We start from the raw sequence: 19,306 nt of genomic DNA, 5'->3' as shown, positions 1-19,306 counted from the left end.
CTAAAACCCTAACACCCTAACACCCCAAAACCCCCCGCAACGCGCACGCAGTGACCACCTTGACTATCCCGGACGGGGAACAGTTTTTCCCATAATTGAATTTTTTTTGCACTTTTTTAATAATCTGTTACACTTATAGCGATCAATCCTTGTCTGGGGAATTACTGATGACTGAACCTGTTAGCACCACTGACCCCGCAGTAGAAACGGCCACCGAAGCGCAACCCAGTTACGTCAAACTGGCGATGCGGAATATGGTCAAGAAAAAGGGCGTCTCGTTAAAACACTTTTTTTTGACTACGGCGGCCCTATTAGGCTTTTTTGTCGGTATTTCCTATCTGACGCGTCCCTAGGGTGAAATCTGGTGAGTGAGACTTTGCCCCTAGGGGTGGATTTATGCCTACAGGATAATTATTTTGATCCCGGAAATAGTCCTGTGGATGGGGAAACTTGGCACTATTGGTTGGAGACATGGTTAGGCTATCTATCGGATTATCTCCCCGTTGCCGCCGGTTATGAACTAAGTTTGCGTTTAACAGACGATCAAGAAATTCAGGCCTATAATTGCCAATATCGCCACAAAGATCAACCGACGGATGTTCTCGCTTTTGCCGCTCTGGAAGTCGATTTACCAGTGGATGAGGGCATTTTAGAGACAGAACCTTTATATTTGGGGGATATTATCATCTCTGTCGAGACAGCACAACAACAGGCTTTAACACAAAATCATTCTTTGGTGCGAGAATTAGCCTGGTTAACCACCCACGCTTGTTTACATCTTTTGGGTTGGGACCATCCCGATGAAACAAGTCTGTTAGAAATGCTATCTTTACAGGAAACTTTGTTAAAAACCGTCGAAATGCCGATACATAGTTAGTTATTTTTGTCAAGCATTATTGAGGAATATGAAGACAAATTATCATCAAGCCAACCAATCTACCAGCATACCTAATCCCTATCTCAACAATAATTTTATCCCTCGATCGGGACAGGTGAGTGAGGGCAACAATCCCAGTCAAAGAGAATACGCTTGGCAAGTCGCCTCGAATCTATTAGTCAGTTTTCGCTACGCTTGGGCCGGAGTCCGTTATGCTTTTGTCAGTCAAAGAAATTTTCGCATTCACACCCTGATTACCCTAGTAGCGGTTAGTTGGGGCTTATTTTTGCGGGTTGATGCCATGGAAATGGCGATTGTCACCCTTACCTGCGCTCTGGTGATGGTCTTAGAATTAATTAACACTGCCCTAGAATCAGTGGTAGATTTGACGGTGGGGCAATCCTACCATGATTTAGCCAAAATAGCGAAAGATTGTGCCGCCGGTGCCGTTTTAATCGCCTCGATCGCCGCTTTACTCGTAGCGGCTTTTATTTTTATTCCCCATTTATTAGCTTAAGCGGGAAGTGGGAAGTGGTGAGAGAGGAGTAGGGAGAAAAAGCTAACTCCTGACTCCTAACTCCTAACTCCTGACTCCTGACGGCTAAAAAAGCCGATTCGGCATAAGGGGACTCGACAGCTTTTAGCCGATAAATTTAACTTTTCTTAACCTAAGCCTAAACTGGCGAGGGGAGAGGGTTTCGCTATATATAAAAAATTGTAATCGTCGATACAGCAAAAAATCTCTTTTGTCCCCTTATAGGTTAGACTATAGTTAGTGATAAGACTTCTTTTGTAGATCTTGCAGGAAATCTCCCATGAGTGCCATAACTTTCTCCACCGCTCCCACCGCTTACTCTATCAGGATGATTAAGGACGAAGTCCGTCAGATGGTAGAACAGGGGGTAGTGAGCAGACACCAACCGATCTACACCCTCTGTCAGTTCATTCCCCCCCGGGAGTGGGTTTGTGTTGAATGTGAACTAGAACGGTGTGACTACCTTCTCAGAGATCAAATTGGTGACTTAATCGCCTCGGAATCTTGGGATAATGATTAAACCCTCCCGTTTGCCGATCCGGGGAAAAATCGAACTGATCAGAAATTTATCAGCCTTGTCCACTTTTTTAACTATTATAATTCAGCCCCGGTTAATTCTGGGGCTGAAACTATGGGGACAGGAAGGGGATAATTGTTAAGAAAAAAGAATTTTTGGCAAGATTTAGCCAAGTTAGTTTAAAAGTTACCGATTGCCAAGGGACGCTATCTCTAACATCCCCAAGTTTTTACTAACTTAAAATCAGTAGTTGGCGCTGTTGTAAAGAACGCACACCAGTTAATCCTAAACCAACTTGAGCATCGATTGCTCCCACGGTTGAATGACCATCACAAGCTTGTAGAAAAGCAAATTCTCTCTCCGAGAGATTAACTGGCCGATAATCGTAATCTAGAACACTTGCACTAGGCCAACCATAAAGACAGGGATGAACTTCGGCCACTGCATTCTCTAGGACTTGATCCCGGGACCAATCGGCAGTCAAAATCGGTGGTTTAGCGAGGAAAAATTCATAGTGGGTGATTTCGGGGTCTAATAATTCCGTCAAGCGATAACGTTCCCTTTCCCCTAAATTTTGCGCTCTAGCCATCAATTCGGGGGATTTACCCAATAAACGCTCTAATTGCCAGTAGGAAGGGTTAGAAAAGCCAATAAAGGCTAATCCTGACGCATCAATCAGTTGAAAGAGGGTATCGATATTATAGTCCACTTCCCGGGGGTGAACGTACATATCAGCGAAGGATTCATCGCGATGATTTTCCATTGACCAACGCTCTTTTTCCCGTTTCAAAATGCGATTATCTGCTGGTAGGGAGGCAAAAATCTCCCGGCCGACAGCGACCCCATCCTTATAATCCCCGCGTCGGTCTCCCTGCAAAAGTGCGATCGCAGATTGCATTAACTGGATTTCCCAGCGTCCCAATTGTGCATAGACGAAAATATGCAGCAGACCACCGGGGGCCAGTTTTTGCGCGAGGGATTGAATACCTTTAATCGGGTCTGGGAGATGGTGCAGCACCCCGACGCAGTTAATTAAGTCAAATTCTCTGGGGAGATTAGTGGCGGATTCAAGGGGTAAATGGTGAAAATCCAGAGAACCTCGGTGCTTTGCTGCGACTCCCGAACGATTACAGCGTTCTTTGGCAATTTCTAGAGCTTTTTCACTGATATCTATAGCGACTACATGAGCGAAAGGGTTGAGCGCGAGCAGATATTCGGTTCCCGCACCGGTACCACAACCCGCATCAAGAATCCGGATATCCTCTCGTTCGGGTTTACGATGACAACAAAAGTTATAGGCAGCAATCCAATTCCAGCGCCAATTGTAACCCGGAGGAGGTTCGTCTAGGAGCGGTTCGGGGGGGAAAGGATAGGTATTGTAGAGACGTTGTACAGCAGTGCGAATAGTAGCGTCGTCGGACATGAAAATTGGCGGAGTTTAGGATAACACTCGATCGATTGTCTCACAGAGGGCAGCGATCGGGAAAGTCAGCCGGGGTTTTTTTGAGTTGGTCGGGGGTAAATAGACCTCTTGTAAAAATCAAAAATTGTTGTTAGGGTTAGGAGTCAGGAGTCAGGAGCCAGTAGTCAGAAGAATTAAGAACGAGCATTAATCAATTAAATGGTCTATTTAAGAATTTTATGCAATTTAATCCTTATTTTTACCGTTTTTGAACCCTCGAAAATTAATTATGCAAGAGGTTTAATGATAAATAATCATTATGAATACCCGGTTCTGTGCTAAAACTAGATATTATTTCTTTAGTCGATATTTTGTTCTATTCCTTGTCCTACTTTCTCTTAACCCTATCTAAGTTTTACTGGCAATTATTGGAGAGTCATTCTCTAACAATTACCTCAACTATAAGCAAATCTTGCTGATACAAAAATCTATGAAAATTAAGTCTATAAAGCTTATTAATTATCGAGGTGCAGTTAGTTTAAACATCGACTTTCATCGGCAATTAAACGTATTTATAGGAGTTAATGGTGCGGGAAAATCTACCATTTTAGATAGTTTGGCTATTATGCTTTCATGGTTAGTTAATCGCCTAAAAAATACTAATGCCAGTGGACGACAGATGAGCGAAACCGAGATTAATAATGGTCAGGGGACGGCTATAATTGAAATCACTGGGGTGACGGAAAATAGTCAAGAGATTACTTGGAAAATAGTAAAAACTAGGACTGGATATATCCACGCTGGAGAACGGAGTAATTTTAGCCAATTAAATGATTATACTAAAAAAATACAATGGCAAATTACTGAACGTCAAGGACAAATTAACTTACCTTTATTTGTTTATTATTCTGTTAATCGAGCAGTGCTAGATATACCATTAAAAATTAGAACAAAACATCAATTTGATTCTCTACGTGCCTACGAAAATGCTTTAACCAGTGGATCAGATTTTCGCACTTTTTTTGAATGGTTTCGCGAACGTGAAGATTTAGAAAATGAAAATAGAAAATATGGTTTTTGTTTTCCCGATCCCCAATTGGAAGCGGTTCGGGAAACGATCGAACGTTTTCTACCCGATTTTACTAATCTTAGCGTCCGTCGTAATCCCTTGAGAATGGAAGTAACAAAAAAGAATGAAATAGTTACTGTTAATCAACTTTCTGATGGAGAAAAATGTCTGATTGCTATGCTGGGAGATTTAGCTCGAAGAATGGCGATTGCTAATCCTCAAAATCCTGATCCCTTAACGGGTAATGGCGTTATTATCATTGACGAAATTGATTTACATTTACATCCTCAATGGCAAAGATTTGTAGTACCTAAATTACTAGAAGTTTTTCCTAACTGTCAATTTTTTATTTCCACCCATTCTCCTAATATTATCACTCATGTTCAACCAGAAAGTTTACACTTCATGGAACAAACAGAAATGGGAATAAAATTTCATCCCGTGCAGGAGTCCTACGGCAAAAATGTTGATCGAATTTTGGAAGATTTGATGGGATTAGAGACAACTCGTCCCAAGGAAATCGCTGAAGCTTTGAAAGATATCTATGAACAAATATCTCAAAATCAATTAGAGGCAGCTAAAAATAAAATCAATGATCTCAGAGCTAAAATTCAAGATGATCCAGAATTAATTAAAGCTGAAGTTATTATTCGACGCAAGGAAATTATCGGAAAATGAAGTATATTAGAAAAAGACAAGAACCACCAGAGTTTAAGAATTGGAAAGAGCAAGCTAACTCAGATTGGCAGCCCGACTTTAAAAATTTAGCAGGAAAACCAAAAGAAATACTAATTAAAGCTTTGATGACAGAACAGGGGGAAATATGTTGTTATTGTGAAAGTCGATTGATTGATGATAAATGCCATATAGAACATTTTAAACCTCAGAGTGATCCCACTGTTGATCCCTTAGATTATGCCAATTTGCTATGTTCCTGTCAGGCAAATCTTAAGCCTGGTGAACCTCGGTACTGTGGTAATCTAAAAAATAACTGGTTTGATGAAAATCTCTTAATCTCTCCACTTAATCCCGATTGTGAGTCTCACTTTGCCTTTAACTATGATGGCACAATTAAACCTGCACAAGAAGATGATCAAAAAGCGATTAATACTATCGAAAAGTTGGGATTAAACCTCAATAAACTCAAGGCACTTCGTAAGGCAGCCATCGATCCTTTTTTGGATGAAGAGATAGACAATGCTCAATTAAAAGTTTTTGTCAATGGATATTTATGCCTAGATGATCAACAAAGATACAGTCCTTTCTGGACAACAATCAAATATCTGTTCAGCGATTTAATTGAATAATTTTTCCTTTACAAAAATACAATAATTATTATAAAAGTTTAGATAAACAAGAAAAAATATAAAGTCTTATGAAGATTATTCAAGAATTATCTCAAAAGTCAACAATTGGTGAGATTTTGGCCAGATAATGGGGATGGAGGGCTGAATCAACCTGATCCGAAAAAGAGATTGTTGTCGAGAGTCGGAGAGAAAAAGCAATGAATATCAAGGATACATTACACGATTTTGTCCAGTACCTAACAGAGGCTTTCGCTCGCATTTTTAGTCCCAACAATGACGAATATCCCGATGTGGGGATGCAACCTTTTGATTCTGAACCTTACCATGCTCCCAAGGGTAATTCTTAACTAAAAATGACAGATAACTGCTTTGAGATAAAAGTTATGGGTAGGGATAATAACCCTACCTGATTTTATCGAAAAATAATTAATCCTCTGCTTGCCAATCGGGACAACTATCACTATCCCAACCGTAGGGATGGACACCGCAGACGAGAAGATTGCCTCCGTAGATATAACCGTGATAATTACGGCAACCGATACAAGCAGGATGGGTGTTAGGATCGGGGTTAACCTTGGGAGTGAGGATAAAATCCGAGGGTTCATCTAATTCCGAAAATAGGGACTCATCGAGGTTAAAAAATTCTTCTAATTCCTGGGGTAAAACCTCTTGAATAAACTGTTCCAGATCGATGATAATTTCCTCATTGATTTCTTCGATAGTTTGGGTAACTTCTTGGAAAAAATTTTCAATTCCCAGTGCCACAGTTTCGATCACTTCCCAAAAATCCTTCTGCCAATCGTCCATGTTTATACTTGCATCCCTTGTCTGGTAATAATTAATTATTTGTCGCTAAAATCTAGGTTTTAATCCTGTTGCAGTTTCCGTAATTCCTCCTGAAGACGTTCCACCTGTTGCCGCAATTCATCTACTTTTGGATTGGCTGCTTTGGTGTCTTCCTCGTCTTCAATGATTTCTATCCGTCGGGGTTCATGGGGAATATTAGATTCGTTACCTTCTACGGTTTGCTGTTGTGCCTGTTTCACCAACTCATCAACGTATTTCCTCGCTTCTTCCGTCGTCATTTCGCCGCGAGAAATCATCTCATCGGCTAATTTTTGGGCTTGATTTCTTAATTCTTGTAAATTTACTTCAGCTTTTTCGGCGGCATAGGTAGCAATGCCTACACCCAAATAAACTGCTTTTTTGACTAAATCACCTAAGTTGGCCATAGCAAAAATCCTGAATCGATCGCTCTTACTTCCTAGAATAAACGATCCTTCTCCCAAATGGAGATGGGTTTTGGGTGTTGGGGTTTTAGGGTGTTGGGGTTTTAGTTGAAATTTCCCCATCTCCCCATTTCCCTATCTCCCCATTTCCCTAATCCTCTGATCAGGTAAAGTTTTGTAAATAGATGCGGTGGTAGCAACAGCAAAATTGATCGCTATAAAGATTAAATTTTAGTCAAATTGCTGGTTTTTCGCCCTTAAAGCGACTATAAAGCCTCATTAGGTCAAAAATGGCCTAAATAGTTTGATTAAGCTCAAAATAACTAAATATTGTGGATAGTTGCTGGCAGCCCGCAGCCGGCTGAATTGATTTGTGTTCATCCTCAGCAAAGATTTAAACTAAAGAATCGAGACAAGATTCCCGATTTAATCACAAAAAACTATGTTTCCTATTCATCGCCCCCGTCGTCTGCGTCAAACCCCTCAAATGCGCCGTCTGGTGAGTGAAACCGTCTTGACAGCCAATGACTTTATCTATCCCCTTTTCGCTACGACGGGGGAAGGTATTGCCTTAGAAGTCAAATCGATGCCGGGGGTGTACCAATTATCAATCGATAAAATTGTTGATGAAGCCAAGGAAGTGCGGGATTTAGGAATCCCAGCGATTATTTTATTCGGGCTGCCGGAAAGTAAAGACACAGAGGCGACGGGAGCATGGCACGATCATGGTATTGTCCAAAAAGCGGCCACAGCAATTAAAGAGGCAGTTCCCGATCTACTCATTGTCGCCGATACTTGTTTGTGTGAATATACCAACCACGGTCATTGTGGTTATCTGCAAACGGGAGATTTAACCGGCAGGGTGTTAAACGATCCTACTCTGGAATTATTGCAAAAAACCGCCGTTTCTCAGGTAAAAGCGGGAGTGGATATCATTGCACCGTCGGGAATGATGGATGGTTTTGTCCAGGCAATTCGTCAAGGATTGGATGAGGCGGGTTATAGTGATACACCGATTCTTTCCTATACGGCTAAATATGCCTCTGCCTATTATGGGCCGTTTCGGGATGCGGCTGATTCTACCCCCCAATTCGGCGATCGCAGAACCTACCAAATGGATCCGGGTAATGCCAGAGAAGCCTTAAAAGAGGTGGAATTGGACGTATTAGAAGGAGCAGATATGTTAATGGTAAAACCTGCCCTGTCTTACATGGATATTATCTGGAGAATCAAGGAAATGACTAATTTACCCGTGGCTGCCTACAATGTATCGGGGGAATATTCGATGATTAAAGCGGCGGCGTTAAATGGCTGGATTGACGAAAAACGGGTGACTTTAGAGACTTTAACCAGCTTTAAACGGGCGGGTGCCGATATTATCTTAACCTACCACGCTAAGGATGCCGTGCGCTGGTTAGCAGAGGGTTAAACTTGTTGATTTAACCCACCATGCTGATTATTAAGTAGGTAGGCACAATTGATTCAAGCAACTACATAGCGCACTGCTGCAACAATTTGTAACTGATCGTGGAATCTATGATGCCTTTTATTTTTGGATGTTCAAGTTCCGACGGTTCCACAGTTTTAGTCCTTCAAACCAGAAAATACTGACAACTCCAGAAACTAAGCTAACCAGCAAATCATCAGTATGTAGCAGTGAAAAGCTGAACAGGTGTCGTAACAAGGGAACATAGAGAACTAATCCCAAAAACAGGAGTCCACCGCCGATCACCCACCACAAAGCCTGATTAGGAGCTTGGAGCATTTCTGGAATCGTTCGGGACCAGGAACGATTGGTGAGGATCATAGCCAAGTTGGAGATAATCAATGTGGTAAATGCTAAGGCACGAGCATTAAATTCACTATTGCCGTTGCTATAGGCGATCGCAAATACAATAACCAGTACCACTAAAACGCTGATCCCCTGAAGCAAAGCCAATCGCAACGTCCGACGACTGAACAAGGGTTCTTTGGGATTACGGGGGGGGCGACGCATAATATCGCTTTCTGCCGGTTCAGCTTCAAACACCACCGTGCAGGCCGGATCAATAATTAAGTGCAGAAAGGCAATGTGGATGGGGAGTAGCACCAAGGGCCAGCCAAACATGACTGGAATCAACGACATACCCGCGATCGGAACGTGAACGGCCAAGGTATAGGCCATCCCCTTTTTCAGGTTGTCAAAGATACGTCTTCCTAGTTTGACCGATTCGACAATGGATGAAAAATCATCTTTCAACAGGACCAGATCGGCAGACTCTCGCGCTACATCGGTCCCCCGTTCACCCATGGCAATGCCGATATGAGCAGACTTGAGGGCCGGGGCATCGTTGACACCATCACCGGTCATGGCCACAATTTCCCCGGAGCGTTTCAGTGCATTGACAATCAATAGTTTTTGTTCGGGGACGACACGGGCAAAGATGTTGGTGCTTTGAATGCGATCGCGCAATTCCGACTCACCCATTTGCTCCAGTTCCCTACCGGTGATCACCTTGTCTAAAGGCCTGAGTCCAATCTGACGGGCAATATTCTGGGCTGTTACGGGATAATCACCCGTAATCATGACAACGCGAATTCCCGCACCATAGCATTCAGCGATCGCAGGTGCCACAGTAGGACGCACGGGGTCTTCCAGGCCGATGAGTCCGACAAATTCAAACTCAAAGTCGTGTTGTTGAACCGGTAAGCGATCATCAGATTCTAAGTAGGCTGCAGGCCCGGATGACTCAAGAGCGTGGGTTTTGGGTAATGTTCCCATTTTGCGTCCTTGGGCGACTCCCAGAACTCGCAAACCTTCTCTGGCCATTGCCTGGATCTGTTCGACCAGATCCTGTTGTTGAATCGGGCTGAAATGGCAGAGATCGGCGATCGCTTCTGGGGCTCCTTTTGCCGCAACGGTAAGCTCCCCCGTCAGGGATTCCCAGACACAGGACATGGCCAAGAGATCGGTGGACAGGGGATATTCGTGCAGTAGTTGCCAATCGCTATGCAGGTGTTCAGTCTTGGCTAGGTAATCCCAACCAATTTGCTGCAAAGCTTTTTCCATCGGGTCAAAGGGATCTTTGCGACTCGCTAGAATACCAAACTCGACCAGGGGGTGAAGGACTTCTGGCAAGGGTTCGCGCTCATGGAGCGTCACATCGTACAGATAAGCATTGGAGCCGCTGTAAACCAACAACTGTTTAACGGCCATTTGATTCAATGTCAGGGTTCCAGTCTTATCGACACAAAGAACGGTGGCAGAACCCAGGGTTTCAACCACTGGAATGCGACGAGTTAGTACCTGTTTTTGCGAGAATCGCCACGCTCCCAGAGCCAGAAAGATGGCCAGCACCACCGGAATTTCATTGGGCAAAATTGCCATCGCCAGGGCTAATCCTGCCAAAAAGCCCTGTAACCAATCGGCCCGGGTTAATCCATAAATCACGACCACCGCCGCACAAATGGCAAGGGCGATTATCGTCAATTTACCGACAATGCGACGGGTTTCTTTTTGTAAGACCGTGTCTTCCGGTTCAACCGTTTGCAGAGCTTTGCCGATTTTTCCCATTTCAGTGCCGATACCCGTTGCTTGTACCTGGGCAATGCCCTGCCCTTGTACCGCCAGAGTGCCAGAATAGACGGTGGGTAAGTCGTCGCCACCCGGTCTCAAGGTGGCTGAAAGGTGCTTCGGGTCTTCTTCCCTGTGGATGGTGCGTTTTCTGACCGGAACAGACTCTCCAGTTAACAGCGATTCATCAATCGTCAAGTGAGTGGACCACAGCAAAATCGCATCCGCAGGAACGCGATCGCCCTCCTCCACCACGATCAGATCGCCCTGTACCACTTCTCGGCCGGCAATCCGCTGCCGCTCCCCATCTCGAATCACCAAGGCCCGCGGACTGGATAAGTCCCGCAGTGCTTCTAGAGAACGTTCCGTTTTTTGCTCTTGGTAAAGATTGATGCCAATAATAAAAAAGACAAACCCCAGTAAAATCAGAGCTTCTTGTGCATCACCCAAAAAGAGGTAGATGACACCACAAGCAATCAGGAGCAAGAAAATCGGCTCTTGGATAATGTCTAGGGCGATGGTTAAAAAAGTACGATGCTGAGTTGAGGGGAGTTCGTTGTAGCCTTGCTGTTTCAAGCGATCGCCAGCTTCTTGACTAGACAACCCGTTAAACTGCCTATTTTGCATAGGTGCAACCATAACACTTACCTGGGTTTTTCACACAGGCTATTCTCGCACACAGAGAGTGGGTAAGCTGTACTGAATTTAAACTGCGTATTGAAAATTTTAGTACAAATGCTCAAACTTCCTCTCCCTGCTCCCAAGTCTGGCACTCCGGTGCAGTCTTAACGGCTAATTTAGATAGTCAAGAGCTTGGCCGGTCGTCAAGACCAAATTAGGTTATAAGCTAAGACGCATCTTAACCGCCTATCCTTAGATTAGCTGAATCTCCCCCAATTCTTTTACTAAGTACCTAAGCAAAATTAATTACACATATCTAACCCCCCCTTTGCCTATTGCCTATTGCCTATTGCCTCTCCTAACCAAGAAGTTAATTTTTTTCTAGTGCTTAATCATATTCTTTTGCCGCTTGTACTAAGGATAAAAGTTGTCCAGTTTGATCGGTTCCCGATACTCCTAAATCACTGTGACAGAGGATAACTTTTTCGCTTACCCTTGCTAATAAATCCCTTAAAACTCTCTGTAAACGGGCCTGATTTTCCTCTAATTCTGCCTCCGTTGTCCAGGGTTGATAGGGACTTTTTCGCCAAAAAATTGGCGCGGCAAAAAGAGTGGCAGCACCTCCTTGTTCCCAGAGTGGAGAGGAACAATCTAGCCAAAAATGCCAACGATGACTAGAACGAAAAGAACGATATTGAAAGATATTGCCTAGGGTAACTGCTGAGGAAGATTTAATAAATTGTCGCACAGGATAGGGATTAGCAGTAATTGTACCACGGCGCAAAAGTTGGATAAACTGACTAATAGTTTCGCTGGGACTTTGAAAAGAGGGTTCACTCTCACGCCAACGGCGATCGATCTCCCAAAAATGTTGGGCAGTTTCCATTAATTCTCGCAAAGCTGCCAAGTGATCGAAGGGCAAATTTTCCCCATCGTTTAATAATTGTTCGATCGCTTGATTTAAGACAAAAATCGGGAAAAGTTTGGCTTCCTGCTGCCGTTTTTTCATCCCTTCGATCCAGTGACAAATTCTTTCGTAGGCAGTACAAGCTTTTTGTCCTAAGCGATCCCAACGGGGAAAAGTTTCGATCGCTAATAAACGAGGATTTTCCAGATCCACTTGATAACAATGATCGGCAATTAATCCAGCGCGAACCGGATCGATATCGGGAATTAAATTTTCTTCTTCATCCCAGCGATAACGGCTAAAAATCACCAGCATTTCCGCTATGGCCTCTTGGGGGGCTAAACGCCCCAAATTTTCATAAACAAGGGCGAGAAGGGTCAATAATGCCCGAATCAGAGGACAACTGATCAGGGGTCGTTGTTCGTTGAGGGGTTGAACGGCTATCCCGGCACTGGTTAAAATTTCCATCAGGCTATAACGGGCGATTTCGTCTAAACCGGGGGCAATAACGGCGATTTCTTCGGGTTTTACTGCCCCTTGCTTGACTGCTTGAATAATAGCTGTGGCTGTCTTCCGTAACAATTCAGCGCGAGAGGTGGTTTGCAGGGAGATGAATTGATCGGGAAGATTGCCACGATAGTCACCGTCGCTGATTAGGGAGAGAATCGTCTCGCTAAACTGAGCAGCTAATCCTTCAGTGGTGGATAATGGCATAATTTGACAGCGTTTCTCTAATTCGTGTAGATAATCGGGATCGGCAGTTAATCCTAAGCGAATTTTTCCCTGGGGATTGTAGGTAAAAACGCTAAAACAATCGTGATCGAGGAAAAAACTGAGTAAATCCTTGACAATAGCCGGATAATCGTCCACATCGTCTGCAAAAACTCCCCGGAAGCGTTTTAATAGTTGCTGTTGATAACGACTATCAGGAAATAAATAGCGCCAATAGAGTTCGTAGATGATACCATAACTTAATAAACCACGTTCTAGAGACCAATCACGCCATTTAATGATTAATTCTCCCACTTTTTCTGGTATTTCCTGCTCATTAATCGCTAAAACTCGTTTTAGATCTGTTTCTGATAATCCGTAGGCTAATCTTTCGGGTATCTTTTCTGCGGGAACACCACTAGCGCCAGCTAATTGTAACAAGTCGAGAACTTGACGCACGAAACGATATTCATTTATGCTAGTAAGCTGGAAGAATTCGGCGATTGCTGGTTGCCAGAGACGGGTGGCGAGTTCCTGCTCCGTTTCTGGGCGTAATCGGCGGGGAAATTGCGCTTTTAGCCCCAAAAACTCGAAAATTAACGGCCAAAACAGGATGACTTCATCGGTGAGAAAACCTAAAGGGGTTTTGCAGAGAATCGGATAGCTACCCCTAACAGCAATGGCTAATCGATCGGCTAATTCCCGTTTATTATCATCGTTGGCAGCGAAAACTAAGATCGATCGAGCAAGGGGGGATGATTTTGAGCGATCGCGAGACACCCAGCACCGAAATTCCCCGACTAAAGCGGTGGTTTTTCCCGATCGCGTGCCACCTTCGATCCAAATTGGTATGATTGACATCGTTTTTTCTCGATTGTATTTGTTAAGATAACTGATCGGTACTCTAGCTTTTCTCCCTTGTGGAAATAATTGTTTTCTATGAATCTTAATCGGATTTTGCAAGGTGTTAATCAATGGTTATTACAAACTCCTGAACGTTCTTTAGATGAAGCCTATCATGCAGCTTTGAAGATTAAGGAGATAGAAGACAAGCATTTTCAAGGGCGAAAAGTGGCGAATGAGTTCTCGAATTATGGCAGCAGCACTAATTCCTATTTTATCGCAGAAGTTAAAGGTTATCTGCAAAAAATTAAAGTCAGACTGACGGAGTTTAAAGCTAGTCGCTCGATCGTTAATACCTTCGGACCAAATCAACCGACAATTAATAATGGGGTGATTACTGTCACCACAGATGTTTGTCTGAAAAAACTTCAGTTTATCGATAGTATTATCGGGAAATATCAAGATAATTATTGGCAAGAAGAGGTGCAAGATGTCCCCAAAAGTCTCCAGAAAAGAAATTTTGACCAGGAAACAGCCAAAAACAAGACTTCCAGAAATCGCTCTTTTTTAGCAGCGGGTAGTATTGAAGATGAGGAAATAATCAAAAGTAATAAATCCCAAAAAGCTACGGAAAAACCGGGGGTTTTACCCCGTTCTTTTGTCAATACTTTTAATCGCATTAAGCAGGAAATTGATCCCCAAGCGGAGGAATCGGAGGAGGCAGTTTTAAAGAAATTTCGCAATTCTCGTTATAAAACAGCCATTTCCCTCAAGTTTATTTTACTGTTAATTATTGTTCCTTTATTAACCCAGCAATTAACCAAAACTTTCCTGATTACCCCCTTGGTTAATAAATATTTCCAACAACAGGAACAGTTTATTTTTATCAATCAGGATTTAGAAGAAGAAGCTTTTTCGGAATTGAGAAGATTTGAGGAAGCTTTACATTTTCGAGGTATGATTGGTTTAGCACCCAAATTATCTAACGAAGAAATCGAGGGAGAAATTACCAAAAAAGCAGCGGTACTAAGTGAAGAATTTCGCCAACGAGGTTTAAATGCGATCGCTAATATTTTCGCCGATATTTGTTCCCTAATTGCCTTTGGTTTTGTTGTCGCTTTTAGTCGCCGAGAAATCGAGATTGTCAAGTCTTTTCTGGATGGCATTCTCTATAATCTTAGTGATTCAGCTAAAGCTTTTTTAATTATTCTCTTTACCGATATATTTGTCGGTTTCCACTCTCCCCACGGTTGGGAAGTGATCCTAGAAGGATTAAGTCGTCATTTCGGTTTACCGGAAAATCGCCAGTTTAATTTTCTCTTTATCGCCACTTTTCCCGTTATCTTGGATACAGTCTTAAAATATTGGATTTTCCGTTATCTCAATCGCATTTCTCCCTCGGCAGTGGCTACCTATCGTAATATGAATGAATAGGGTAAAATCTGGGAGAAACTTGATAATTTACTCTTCTAATTTGGGGGGGATAATCTTGCTGCCGTCTCTTGTACTTTGGTAAGTTCTAACTGCAAAGCAGTGGCAATCTGTTCTATACTTAAACCTAAAGCCAGTAAACCAGCGATCACTTCAGTTTTAGCTTCTTCACGACCTTCTTCTTTAGCTTCTTGATAAAGTCGAGTCTGTCTGAGATCATCTAATCCGAACATAGCTTCTAACTCCGTGCGACTAAGATTAGTAAATTTATAGGCTAAGGTTCTTTCAATTAATTCTATAACTTTTTGCTGGAAAACTAGATCATCAATTTCAGCGATCGCTTTTTGTAAAAGTGGTTTTCCTCGTTGCTGTGCTAATTGGGGTGTAGCGACAATTAACTGAATAATTCCTAAACCCAGAGACGGATCTGGACTATCGATTAATTCATCTAAATAAATACGTCTGATCTGTCCCGTTATCTCAAATCCCCGTAGTTGATAGGGAAAATTATTGTCGATATCCCTGGAGGCAAATAAAGCTACAGCCATCCAATCCTGAACGGGTTTATACTGATTGAGATAAGTAGCTGGTTATAATTAAATTAAAAATGGATTTTAGGTTCGATCCCCCCTGCCCCCCTTGATAAGGGGGGTGCCGATAGGCGGGGGGATCTGATAATTTTTAACGCCTACCTACTTAGATGACAATTTCTGTTAAAAATCGCCAATAAAAATCACTTTTATCCTGAAATTGCACTTCAACAAAGTAAATAATTAGTTCTGGTGCTGCTGTGGTCGGTAAAAAAATACCGTCAAAACGACGCGCTAATTCTTTGATTTCTCGGGAGGAGAATTGATAATTTTCAGCTTTCTGGGTTGATTCTCCCAGTAATTCAAAAATTAACCACGGAAAAGTTTGCAAGAGTTGATAAAAAATTGTATCGGTCTTCACAAGCTTAAAAAAATCTAGATATTTACTAACAATTACTTACAAATCATCCAACAAGAGCGTGACTAACACCTTATCGACGCGATTACCGTCCATATCCACCACTTCCAAGCGCAACCTTTGCCATTCAAAATGATCGGCAGCCCCCGGAATCCTACCAAGATGGGTAATAATAAAACCCCCTAAAGTGTGATAATTGCCCTGTTTTTCCCCGGGTAATTCACTAATTTCAAATAAGTCTTTAAAATCTTCGATCGCCACTGTGCCATCGATCAACCAAGAACCATCTTCCCGCTGCACGATCTGAGCATCTTCAATATTATCTAATTGGGGTAAATCGCCGACAATTGCCTCTAAAATATCCTGACGCGTCACCAATCCTTGAATCACCCCGTACTCATCCACTACCAAGGCAATATGATGACCACTTTGCTGCACCAATTCTAAAACCTTTAAACCCCTAGTGCTTTCTGGCACAAAAAGCGGCTGCTGTAAATCCTTCGTTAGGTCGAAACTTTCACCGGTTAAACAATCGGCCAATAAGTCTGTGACTTCGATTACCCCCAAAACCTCATCTAAACTGCCCTGACACACAGGAAAACGGGTATGATTGCTCTCAATTAGCTTCTGGCGATTAATTTCGGCACTATCTTCCAAATCTAACCAAACAACATCCGGACGCGTGGTCATAATCTGACTGACTCGGCGATCGCTCAATCCTAACACCCTTTCCACCATATCCTGTTCTGCTTCCTCAAAGGTTCCCGCTTCGGTTCCCTGTTTAAGCATAATTTTCAATTCTTCTTCCGTAATTGGGGAATCATTATTATTGCCGCTAATCCCCAACAAACCGAGAATCAGATTAGTCGATTGACTCAAAAGATGGACAACAGGCGAAACAATTTTTGATAACCTATTCAGAGGATCAGCAACGAGGATAGCGATTTTTTCAGGATTACTTAAACCTAACCGTTTCGGCACTAATTCCCCCACCACTAGGGATAGATAGGTAATAATTAACACCACTAATCCTAATCCCAAAGCTTGACTATAGGGGGCTAAAACAGGAACTTGCGCCAACAATTGCGCCACACTGACCGATAAATTGGCTCCTCCGTAGGCCCCGGCAAAGATACCCACTAGGGTAATGCCAATCTGCACCGTCGATAAAATTTGATTGGGATCATTGGCCAATTTTAAGGCCACCGCCGCCCTTCGATCATCTCTGGCTAATTGTTCCAAACGGATTTTGCGGGCCGAGACAATGGCAATTTCCGAGAGAGCAAAGACTCCATTGAGGAGGATGAGGAAGAAGATAACAAGAATTTCGGTAGTCGCCGAGAACATGGTTAAAAGTTACAGGTAAAAGGGCGGATAGTTGTTTGTATCATAGTGCGAGGATCGGTTAAGTTCAGTAAAGAATCATCTTGATTTTTAACGAGTTACTAAGGCTTGTGTCTGGAGGGGGTTACTCCCAGTATAAATGGGATAGGATCAAGTCCGCACTCTTAACTCAGTTAGCAGTGAACAGTCAGGAGTGACCTGTTGCCAGTCAAAAAAGTTGTCCCTGGGAGAGTGGGGACAAACTATCTCAATCTATTCGCCTGAAAAATTATGATCGCTACACCCGTATCATCGAAATCGAACCCTATCACGGAAATCCGCCCCGGACTACCGACTATTTGCGGTTGGGAACAGGAAATTGCAGCGATTGTTAATCACGATGATCCGATCTTTTTACCGACAACAAATCTCAAATTAGACCATATCAACGCTGGTTTTGCCTGTGCCTTGCATATGCACCAACCCACTATCCCGGCGGGTGTTAACGGGGAATTAATCTGCAATCTCCAGCATATGTTCGAGAATCAAGGGGATGGCGATAACCATAATGCCAGCGTTTTTGCCTGGTGTTACAGTCGCATGGGCGATTTTATCCCGGAATTGGTGGCGGAAGGCTGTAATCCCCGGATTATGCTCGATTATTCCGGCAATCTCCTCTGGGGTTTGGTACAGATGGGACGGCAGGATATCCTCGATAAACTCAAATTAATCACCTGTAACAGTCAATATCAACCCTATGTGGAATGGTTGGGGACAATGTGGAGTCATGCGGTGGCTCCTTCCACACCGATTCCCGATCTAAAATTACAGATGCAAGCATGGCAAACCTATTTTGCCTCGATTTTTGGCCTAGATGCTCTGAAACGAGTCAAAGGGTTCTCTCCCCCAGAAATGCACCTTCCTAACCATCCCGATACCCTCTACGAGTATATTAAAGCTCTGAAAGAATGCGGCTATCGTTGGTTATTGGTACAGGAACACTCGGTGGAAAATCTCGACGGTTCGGGATTGAGTCAGGAACAAAAATATATTCCTAATCGCCTGGTGGCCCGCAATTCTCGCGGTGAAGTGATTGCGATTACTGCTTTGATTAAAACCCAGGGTTCCGACACCAAATTAGTCGCCCAAATGCAACCCTACCACGAGGCTAAATGCCGCGGTAAACAGCAAATCGGCGGCGTTTGGGTTCCTTCCCTAGGTTCCCAGATTGCCGACGGTGAAAATGGTGGCGTGATGATGAATGAATTTCCTCGCGATTTTCCCAATCCTTGGCGGGAAATGCAGGGGGGTTCCAGTGTGGCAGGATTTAACGGTACGGAATATCTGGAGTTAATCGAGGCTGCTGGCGTTAATCCCCAAGATTATCCGGCAATTCAAGCCGTACATCAGCATAAAATCTGGCAGCGAGTTAATCCCGATGCCGCTACCCCGGAAGCAGTGGAACAAGCGATCGCTGAGTTAAAACAGACCGACCACCGTTTTAGCATGGATGGGGCATCTTGGACAAATGATCTCAGTTGGGTGCGCGGTTACGAAAATGTCCTCGAACCGATGAACCAATTAAGCGCTCAATTCCACGAAAAATATGATCCTTTAGTACAGGCGGATCCTAGCTTCACCCGACGGCCGGATTATCTGGAGGCACTGCTTTATAATTTGCTTGTGCAAACCAGTTGTTTCCGTTATTGGGGCCAGGGTACTTGGACCGATTACGCTCGCACTTTGTACGAAAGAGGCGCGGCCTTAACCCGCTAAGATAGTAAGGTATCTAGGGCGCAGGATCTGCGCCCTAGATAGTACATATATATTATAAAATCCTGTTTAAAAGGTATCGGGGAACGGCGAGAAACAATCCATCTTCTTTACATTAATTTACGAACCCTCTCTTATACTAAATCCGTTGAGTAACGCACAGAAAACGGGTTTCTCGGAGAAACCCGTTTTCTACTCATGCACTCATGCAAAACGGAGAATAAATAATCAGTTTTTAATAACTGGATTTAGTATTAAAT

The 19,306-nt window shown here is 43.3% G+C and carries 17 protein-coding genes and 1 pseudogene; 10 read left to right on the top strand and 8 right to left on the bottom strand.

All coding sequences use genetic code 11. The features are described 5' to 3' along the window. The first annotated feature begins 167 nt into the window (after positions 1–167). The 4 genes from IQ234_RS02270 to IQ234_RS02255 all read left to right on the top strand — a co-directional run bounded on the left by IQ234_RS02270 (position 168) and on the right by IQ234_RS02255 (position 1,932). On the top strand, positions 168–353 hold the full coding sequence (locus tag IQ234_RS02270) for a DUF3285 domain-containing protein (protein WP_002752941.1): 186 nt from the start codon (positions 168–170) through the stop codon (positions 351–353). 11 nt (positions 354–364) lie between these two features. Continuing rightward, a complete protein-coding gene (gene ybeY / locus IQ234_RS02265) occupies positions 365–877 on the top strand; it encodes an rRNA maturation RNase YbeY (RefSeq protein ID WP_193955873.1) in 513 nt (170 codons plus the stop codon). A gap of 28 nt (positions 878–905) precedes the next feature. Next, a complete protein-coding gene (locus IQ234_RS02260) occupies positions 906–1,394 on the top strand; it encodes a diacylglycerol kinase (RefSeq protein WP_193955872.1) in 489 nt (162 codons plus the stop codon). A 298-nt stretch (positions 1,395–1,692) separates the two neighbouring features. After that, positions 1,693–1,932, top strand: coding sequence for a DUF4327 family protein (locus IQ234_RS02255; protein ID WP_002738935.1), 240 nt, complete (start codon positions 1,693–1,695; stop codon positions 1,930–1,932). A gap of 229 nt (positions 1,933–2,161) precedes the next feature. Here IQ234_RS02255 and IQ234_RS02250 read toward each other — a convergent pair whose 3' ends face one another. Continuing rightward, the gene (locus IQ234_RS02250; RefSeq protein ID WP_193955871.1) at positions 2,162–3,352 is read right to left on the bottom strand and encodes a class I SAM-dependent methyltransferase; all 1,191 of its coding nucleotides are present in this window, start codon (positions 3,350–3,352) and stop codon (positions 2,162–2,164) included. A 469-nt stretch (positions 3,353–3,821) separates the two neighbouring features. On the opposite strand from IQ234_RS02250, the gene IQ234_RS02245 reads away from it, so the two are divergent. From IQ234_RS02245 to IQ234_RS02235, 3 genes are all read left to right on the top strand, one after another. Continuing rightward, positions 3,822–5,078, top strand: coding sequence for an AAA family ATPase (locus tag IQ234_RS02245; RefSeq protein WP_193955870.1), 1,257 nt, complete (start codon positions 3,822–3,824; stop codon positions 5,076–5,078). Further along, positions 5,075–5,707 carry a retron system putative HNH endonuclease gene (locus IQ234_RS02240; protein ID WP_193955869.1) on the top strand — a complete coding sequence of 211 codons (633 nt, stop codon included), beginning with the start codon at positions 5,075–5,077 and terminating at the stop codon, positions 5,705–5,707. The genes IQ234_RS02245 and IQ234_RS02240 overlap by 4 nt, the downstream gene beginning before the upstream one ends. Before the next feature lie 197 nt (positions 5,708–5,904). Further along, a complete protein-coding gene (locus IQ234_RS02235) occupies positions 5,905–6,054 on the top strand; it encodes a hypothetical protein (RefSeq protein ID WP_002789639.1) in 150 nt (49 codons plus the stop codon). 79 nt (positions 6,055–6,133) lie between these two features. Here IQ234_RS02235 and IQ234_RS02230 read toward each other — a convergent pair whose 3' ends face one another. Beyond that, positions 6,134–6,514, bottom strand: coding sequence for a hypothetical protein (locus IQ234_RS02230; protein ID WP_002748009.1), 381 nt, complete (start codon positions 6,512–6,514; stop codon positions 6,134–6,136). A gap of 59 nt (positions 6,515–6,573) precedes the next feature. Further along, complete coding sequence (locus IQ234_RS02225; protein WP_193955868.1) at positions 6,574–6,939, bottom strand: phasin family protein; 366 nt, start codon at positions 6,937–6,939, stop codon at positions 6,574–6,576. Positions 6,940–7,378: 439 nt separating this feature from the next. Between IQ234_RS02225 and hemB the strand changes: the two genes are divergently transcribed. Further along, a complete protein-coding gene (hemB, locus tag IQ234_RS02220; RefSeq protein ID WP_159294679.1) occupies positions 7,379–8,365 on the top strand; it encodes a porphobilinogen synthase in 987 nt (328 codons plus the stop codon). A gap of 117 nt (positions 8,366–8,482) precedes the next feature. Here hemB and IQ234_RS02215 read toward each other — a convergent pair whose 3' ends face one another. Continuing rightward, complete coding sequence (locus tag IQ234_RS02215; protein WP_193955867.1) at positions 8,483–11,128, bottom strand: cation-translocating P-type ATPase; 2,646 nt, start codon at positions 11,126–11,128, stop codon at positions 8,483–8,485. Positions 11,129–11,498: 370 nt separating this feature from the next. Then, entirely contained in the window at positions 11,499–13,589 is a 2,091-nt protein-coding gene (locus IQ234_RS02210; RefSeq protein ID WP_193955866.1) for a recombinase family protein, read from the bottom strand. Between the two features lie 78 nt (positions 13,590–13,667). Here IQ234_RS02210 and IQ234_RS02205 point away from each other — a divergent pair, with 78 nt between their 5' ends. Further along, on the top strand, positions 13,668–15,005 hold the full coding sequence (locus IQ234_RS02205) for a proton extrusion protein PcxA (protein WP_193955865.1): 1,338 nt from the start codon (positions 13,668–13,670) through the stop codon (positions 15,003–15,005). 35 nt (positions 15,006–15,040) lie between these two features. Here the strand turns inward: IQ234_RS02205 and IQ234_RS21510 are convergent, their stop codons facing one another. From IQ234_RS21510 to IQ234_RS02190, 3 genes and pseudogenes are all read right to left on the bottom strand, one after another. Next, on the bottom strand, positions 15,041–15,550 hold the full coding sequence (locus tag IQ234_RS21510) for a DUF2887 domain-containing protein (protein WP_265578459.1): 510 nt from the start codon (positions 15,548–15,550) through the stop codon (positions 15,041–15,043). A 151-nt stretch (positions 15,551–15,701) separates the two neighbouring features. Further along, a pseudogene (locus IQ234_RS21505) lies at positions 15,702–15,953 on the bottom strand (DUF2887 domain-containing protein); the annotation flags it as partial. Positions 15,954–15,989: 36 nt separating this feature from the next. Further along, complete coding sequence (locus IQ234_RS02190) at positions 15,990–17,297, bottom strand: hemolysin family protein (protein ID WP_193955864.1); 1,308 nt, start codon at positions 17,295–17,297, stop codon at positions 15,990–15,992. 267 nt (positions 17,298–17,564) lie between these two features. Here IQ234_RS02190 and IQ234_RS02185 point away from each other — a divergent pair, with 267 nt between their 5' ends. Next, entirely contained in the window at positions 17,565–19,049 is a 1,485-nt protein-coding gene (locus IQ234_RS02185; protein ID WP_193955863.1) for a glycosyl hydrolase family 57, read from the top strand. Positions 19,050–19,306 lie beyond the last annotated feature (257 nt).

This window comes from Microcystis aeruginosa LEGE 91341 (assembly GCF_015206885.1).
Classification (GTDB): domain Bacteria; phylum Cyanobacteriota; class Cyanobacteriia; order Cyanobacteriales; family Microcystaceae; genus Microcystis; species Microcystis aeruginosa_H.
This window is presented reverse-complemented; position numbering and strand designations above follow the sequence as displayed.